The organism is Luedemannella helvata, from assembly GCF_039528415.1.
Taxonomy (GTDB): Bacteria; Actinomycetota; Actinomycetes; order Mycobacteriales; family Micromonosporaceae; genus Luedemannella; species Luedemannella helvata.
Genome location: NZ_BAAALS010000064.1, coordinates 1 through 5,707 on the forward strand (window position 1 = coordinate 1; position 5,707 = coordinate 5,707).

Sequence of the window (5,707 nt, forward strand, 5' to 3'; positions counted from 1 at the left end):
TGCTCGTGCTGAGCGCGGTACCGAAGTACCGACCCGACTGCGCGGCAGCGGCACCGAGGGTGGTGGCCGCCGCCCCGGACGGCGGGGCCAACGCCACCATGACGACGACGCCACTGGCCGCGACCGTGGCCAGCGTCGTCGTCGAGATCAGAAGCCGCCGGGCTCGGCGGCTTGGCGAGGTGGTCACGAGCATTCCTCCCTAAGGGGACGGGACACCGCGTCGCCGGAACGGCGCTGCGTCCCTGGCGCGCGGCCTTATTCTTGATAGCCACCTCGAAATGGGTCAATGAATCTACCGAAACATTTCTTTCACGGCCGACCGGTTAAGCGCGCGCTGAGCTGGCTGAACGCGATCGGCCCCTTTCTGAAAGAAACTGAGGATCAGACGGCGATCACAGGTCGCGACGCTGGAAGGCCACCCCCGCCAGCCCAAGGACGAGGACGATCCAGACACCCGCCCAGGCGAGGTACGTGCCCGTGAGCGGCGCCATGCTGAGGAACGGGAAGCCGTCCATCTGGGCGCCGAACTGGGCCAGCACCGCCGAGTCCTGGAAGGCGTACATGGCCCCGCGCCAGAGGCCGTCCGTCGGCAGCAGCATCCGCGACACCGTGCCCACCCGGGCGACGCTGTCGTTGCCCAACGCCGCGCCCAACCCGCCGACCACGCCCGCGACCCAGGTCGCGCAGAACAGCCCGACCGCCACGATCCCCGACGCCATCGGCGAGATGACGGTCGACAGCAGCAGGCCCAGCGTCAGCAGAACGGCCGTCTGCGCCGCCAGCAGCGCGAGGCCGGCCACCGGATGAGGCGGCCAGTAGTCCACCGTCAGCTTCACGACGAGGAACTGCGTGAGCCCGGCGACGACCACGAAGCCGCTGCCGAAGGCGACGAGCCCCAGCCACTTGCCCAGCAGCACCGACGAACGACGGATGGGGCGCGCCAGGACGGCCAGCGCCATGCCCGACTCCAGCTCACCCGCCAGGGTGGGGCCGGCCAGGAACGCGGTGCCGAGCGCGGCGATCATGCTGAGCCCGAACATCACGAGGTTGAGCACCTGCGACGACACGAGTCGCGCCTCACCGCTGGTGAGCGAGTCGAACTCGGCGCCGATCCGGGAGAAGCCCCAGGCGCTGAGCGCGAGCAGCGCGAGAGTGAGCCCGCCGACCGCGCGCAGCACGCGCCGCCGCGCGGCCTCCTTGAGGGTGAGCCTGGCGACGGTCAGTACGGTCATGTCGGGTCTCCTTCCCGGCCGGCCCGCAGGATGCCGAGCAGCCGTTCCTCCAGGCTGATCCGCCCCGGTTCGACGGCGTGCACCCGCACCCCGAGCCCGACGAGGTCCGCGACGAGGGTAGGTACGGTGTCCGACCCCGAGTCGGCGGGCAGGGCGACCGTGAACGTGTCCCCGTCGCGGGTGAGTTCGCCGGCGGCGGCCAGCCGTTGCTCGGCCGCCGCGCTCACGTCCGCGAGCCGCAGCCGCACCTCGCTCTGGCCGAGCAGCTCCGGCAGGCTGCCGGCGGCGGCGACCCGGCCCTTGTCGAGGATGACGACCCGGTCGCAGACGCGCTCCACCTCACCGATGAGGTGCGAGTTGAGCAGGACGGCGACCTGCCGCTCCTTCAGCGACAACAGCAGGTCCCGCACGTCGGCGCGGCCGATCGGGTCCAGAGCGCTTGTCGGCTCGTCGAGGATGACGAACTCCGGCCGGGCGACCAGCGCCACGGCCAGGCCGAGGCGCTGCTGCATGCCCTTGGAGAAGCCGCCGACCCGGTCACCCGCCCGGTCGGCGAGCCCGACGAGCCCCAGGCACTCCCGCCGCTCCCCCGCCGCGACGTCCAGACCCGCCAGCCGTACGTGCAGGGTCAGGACCTCGGCCGCGGTGAGCCACGGCTGGTAGCGGAAGAGCTCCGGCAGGTAGCCGACGCGGGCCCGGGCGCGCGGGTCCGTCGCCGGCCGGCCCAGCAGGAGCACGTCGCCGGCGTCGGGCCGCACGAGCCCGAGCAGCATCTTGATGACGGTGGTCTTGCCGGCGCCGTTGGGCCCCAGCAGGCCCATGACCTCCCCGCGGTCAACCGTGAAGGACACCCCGTCGACCGCGGTGCGGCGTCCGTACCGCTTGCGCAGGCCGGAGCACCACACCGCGGCCGTCGGGGGCAGGTCGGCGAGCAGCCGCTCGGCGGCCTCGAGGGTCTGCCCGGTCACCGCAGTCCTCGCGCGACCGACAGCACCTCGTCGTCACCCATGGAGCCGATGACCGCCGTAACGATGCCCTTGTCCACCCAGACCACCGCCGCCACCGACTCGCCGCGCGCGCTGAGCACCGTCGCCGTCGCCCCGTTCACGTCCGCGCTGGCGGTCCTGATGCGCTTGTCGAACACGGGCAGCGGCAGCGTCGTCCCGTCGCCGGAGTAGCCACGCAGCTGGGTCGCCAGCTTGTCGGGCACGCCGGGCAGCGACAGCAGGTAGTCGCGGGCCGTCGCGAACGGGACGCCGGACGAGTACGCGGTTGGCGCGACCGCGCGGCCGACGATCAGTCCGGGCAGGCCCCGGGCCTCCGACCAGGTCATCGCGATCCCGGGGCCGACGACGAGGCGGAACTGGCTGCCGTCGAGGCCCGGCGGCGGCGTCACGGGCCCGCCGGCGGCCTTCGCGGCCTTCTCGGCCGAGAAGGTGAACAGCGCGCTCATCCGGTTGCCGACCTGGTATGCCGGCTGCCCGGTGATGCCGCGCGGCAGCTCCCCGGTCACCACGGGGGCCGTCAGGCCGGTCGCCTGCTCGGCCTCGGCCGCGCCGGCGACCCCGTGCACGTTCGGCTGCTCGACGATGGTCATGTCGCCGTACGCGGAGAGGTCGGGCAGTTGCAGCAGATCGGCCTGGGAGATCGTGATCGGGGCGATCCGCTCGGTGCGGAACACCTGCAGCCAGTCCCCGGCGGCCGCCGCGCTCGCCCCGGCGAGGACGGCGACAACGCCGGCGATGGCGATCACCGGGCTGCGCAGGGCGGCGCGCCACCGGCGGGCGGGCGCGGCCCACCGCCGACCGTCGCGCGCGGCGCCGGCCCGGCTCTCCTGCGCCGCGACGGCCCGGGACAGGCGCTGCCAGCCGGCGTCGACGTCCGTGGCGGGTTCGCCGCCCAGCGCCGCGCCCGTGAGCGCCGCATCCTCGCGGATCGTGGCCAGCCCGGCCAGGCACACCGGGCAGCCGGCCACGTGCTGGCGGTCGGCGTCGGCGACGCCGGCAGGCTCGTCCAGGAGCCGGCGCAGCGTGCCGTCAGTCAGATGACGCATGACGGTTCAACTCCTTGCGTAGGGCGGACTCGGCGCGCCGCACGGTAGTGCCGACACTGCCGGGAGAAAGATCAAGGGCGGCCGCGACCTCGGCGTAGCTGAGGCCGCTGTGCCGCAGGACGAGGGCGATAGCCTGCCTGCGGGGCAGCCGGGCCAGTGCCGCGCGCACGCGGCGGCGCTCGTCGAGGGTGACGACCGCGTCGGCGATGTCCGGGGATACGGCGTCGCCGTCCGCGACGGCCTCCTCGCGGGAGGCGCGCCGCCGGCCGGTGCGCAGGTGGTTGAGTGCGGTGTGCGCCGCGGCCACGGACAGCCAGCCCGCGGCCTCCCCGGCCGGCACGGACGATCGCCCGAAGGTCAGGAACACCTCCTGCGCCACGTCCTCCGCCTCGCCGCGGGAGCCCAGGACGCGGGCGGCAACGGCGACGACGCGCGGGTACGTGGTCCGGAAGATGTGTTCGAGGTCGTCGCGGACGGCCCCTCGCCTCACCGGACTCGACACCGTCACGCCGCCCTTCCGCTCGCTTCGCCAGGCCGGCGCGCTCACTGCATGTCCTACGAGGTCCATACCAGGTAAGCACCACGGACGGCACGAAGGTGACACCGGGCGGAGACCGGATCCACGGGCTTCCTGCCCCGAGAGCATCGCGCTTGATCGACATCCGCCCGGAAAGGCCAGGTCAGGGCCGGGGTCCGCTAGCATGGATCAGGTGCCCTCCCGGTCCGCGCAACCGCGGTGAACAGGAGCAACGGAGGTTGTCATGGGCATCAAGGACATGGCCGACAAGGCGAAGGACGCGCTCAAGGGCCACGGCGACAAGGCCGACAACGTCGTGGAAGAGGCCGGCGACCGGGTCGACGAGAAAACCGGCGGCAAGTACGAGGGTCACGTCGACAAGGGTCAGCAGGCCGCGAAGGACGCGATCGAGAAGAACCTGGGCACGTAAGGTCCAGCATCGTCAACCGCGGCCGGCCGCACTGAGCGCGCCGGCCGCGGTTCGTACAGGGCCCGCCCGGCCGCGGTGGGCGCTACTCGACGAGAAGCTCGTACTCCAGCACGGTGCGGTCGGCGGGTACGACGATGTCGGCGGCGACCTCGACCACCTTCGTGCCGGCGTACATCCGCCGGGAGATCGTCAGCACCGGGCCGCCGAGGTCCAGCCGCAGGCGCCGGTGCTCCTCGCGGGTCGCCAGCCGGGCGCCGACCTGCTCGACGACCCGGGTCACGGCGACGCCGAGGCTGCCCAGCTGCGCGACCGTGCCACCCGTCCACGGCTCGTTGGCGGGGTCGGCGACCGGCGTGTCGGCGACCATGTCGTGCAGCAGGTACGAGGTGGACAGTTGATGGACGAGGCCACTGACGACGAAGGTGAAGTCGCGACGTAGCAGCGGCGTGCCGGCGGCCACGCCGAACAGGGTGGCGACGCGCTCGGGCGCGGCCTCGACGACGAACTCCCGCTCCAGCTCGTACTCCGGCCACGGAGCGTTGCGGTCGCGGGTGAACGGCGTCGACGCCTCCATGGTCTCCGGGCGTCGGTAACGGCGGTTGGCCACGCGGCGCGCCGCGGGCGCGGGCCGTACCCGGGAGCCGCCGCGGTCGGTGACCACGAGTCCTTCGCGGCGCAACTCCTCGAGCGCCTGGCGAACCGTGCCGCGGGCCACGTCATGCTGGCGCATGAGCTCGGCCTCGGTGGGCAGCAGGTATCCGGGTGGCAGCGCGCCGGACTGTATCTGGGCGCGGAGGTTCTCGGCGACCTGTTGGTACAACGGTCGTCCTGAATGCGGGGCTGGCACGTCCGCCACGGTACCGCCCATCCCCACCGCCACGATTCGCTCCGTGTAGGCGCGTGTTGCATATAGACAAGGAGTCTATACAACGGTATCCTAGCCTCTGGCGGACCGGGGGCTGGCACTGCGTCCGGACTCGCCGGGTGGCGGCCGTCCCGCCGAGGCCTACCGGCCGCCACCCACCACACGACCGGAGGTGTGACATGCGACGGCTGTGGAACCTCAGCCGAGTGTGGCAGCGAAAGCGCCCAGCACCACCAGATGTCTACCGATCGGAGTACACCGGCATGACGGGCGCCTACGCGTCCGACTGGCCGACCGGCAACCAACCGCGCCAGCCGAAGGACGGCCCGCGATGGCGCGACTGATCCACGTGGCCGACGCGCTGCGGCTTGACCTGCTGATCGAGCGCCACACCATCACGTGTCCGCGATGCGGCGACGAGCGCGAGTGCCAGGAACTGATCGGCCTGCATCGCGCGCTCGACGCGGTCGACGAACAGCTCTCCCGCCTCGACCGGATCGACCCCGCGCGCCGCGAGACCCTCGACCGGCGGCTCGGCGCCGAGCGACGGGCGCTCTAGGAGACCGCTGAACAATCCCGGGTTCTTGGGTGGCGTGGGTGCGCGTGGTGA

At 72.6% G+C, this 5,707-nt stretch carries 7 protein-coding genes and 1 pseudogene; 1 reads left to right on the top strand and 7 read right to left on the bottom strand.

Annotated elements, in window-relative coordinates:
• From ABD191_RS28370 to ABD191_RS28390, 5 genes and pseudogenes are all read right to left on the bottom strand, one after another.
• Positions 1-187, bottom strand: a pseudogene (locus ABD191_RS28370) (endo-1,4-beta-xylanase); the annotation flags it as partial.
• Positions 188-392: 205 nt separating this feature from the next.
• Positions 393-1,232, bottom strand: a complete 840-nt coding sequence (locus ABD191_RS28375; RefSeq protein ID WP_344088866.1) for an ABC transporter permease subunit — start codon at positions 1,230-1,232, stop codon at positions 393-395.
• Positions 1,229-2,200 carry an ABC transporter ATP-binding protein gene (locus ABD191_RS28380; protein ID WP_344088869.1) on the bottom strand — a complete coding sequence of 324 codons (972 nt, stop codon included), beginning with the start codon at positions 2,198-2,200 and terminating at the stop codon, positions 1,229-1,231. Before ABD191_RS28380 ends, ABD191_RS28375 begins: the two co-directional genes overlap by 4 nt.
• Complete coding sequence (locus tag ABD191_RS28385; protein ID WP_344088872.1) at positions 2,197-3,285, bottom strand: hypothetical protein; 1,089 nt, start codon at positions 3,283-3,285, stop codon at positions 2,197-2,199. Before ABD191_RS28385 ends, ABD191_RS28380 begins: the two co-directional genes overlap by 4 nt.
• Positions 3,269-3,775: a sigma-70 family RNA polymerase sigma factor gene (locus ABD191_RS28390; RefSeq protein WP_344088875.1), complete on the bottom strand. Its 507-nt coding sequence runs from the start codon at positions 3,773-3,775 to the stop codon at positions 3,269-3,271. The genes ABD191_RS28385 and ABD191_RS28390 overlap by 17 nt, the downstream gene beginning before the upstream one ends.
• 271 nt (positions 3,776-4,046) lie before the next feature.
• On the opposite strand from ABD191_RS28390, the gene ABD191_RS28395 reads away from it, so the two are divergent.
• Positions 4,047-4,232 (top strand): antitoxin, encoded by a 186-nt coding sequence (locus tag ABD191_RS28395; RefSeq protein ID WP_344088878.1) that lies wholly within the window; start codon positions 4,047-4,049, stop codon positions 4,230-4,232.
• Between the two features lie 82 nt (positions 4,233-4,314).
• Here ABD191_RS28395 and ABD191_RS28400 read toward each other — a convergent pair whose 3' ends face one another.
• Entirely contained in the window at positions 4,315-5,052 is a 738-nt protein-coding gene (locus ABD191_RS28400) for a GntR family transcriptional regulator (RefSeq protein WP_344088881.1), read from the bottom strand.
• Positions 5,053-5,371: 319 nt separating this feature from the next.
• Positions 5,372-5,707: hypothetical protein (locus tag ABD191_RS28405; RefSeq protein WP_344088884.1), on the bottom strand; the 336-nt coding region annotated here is incomplete at its 5' end.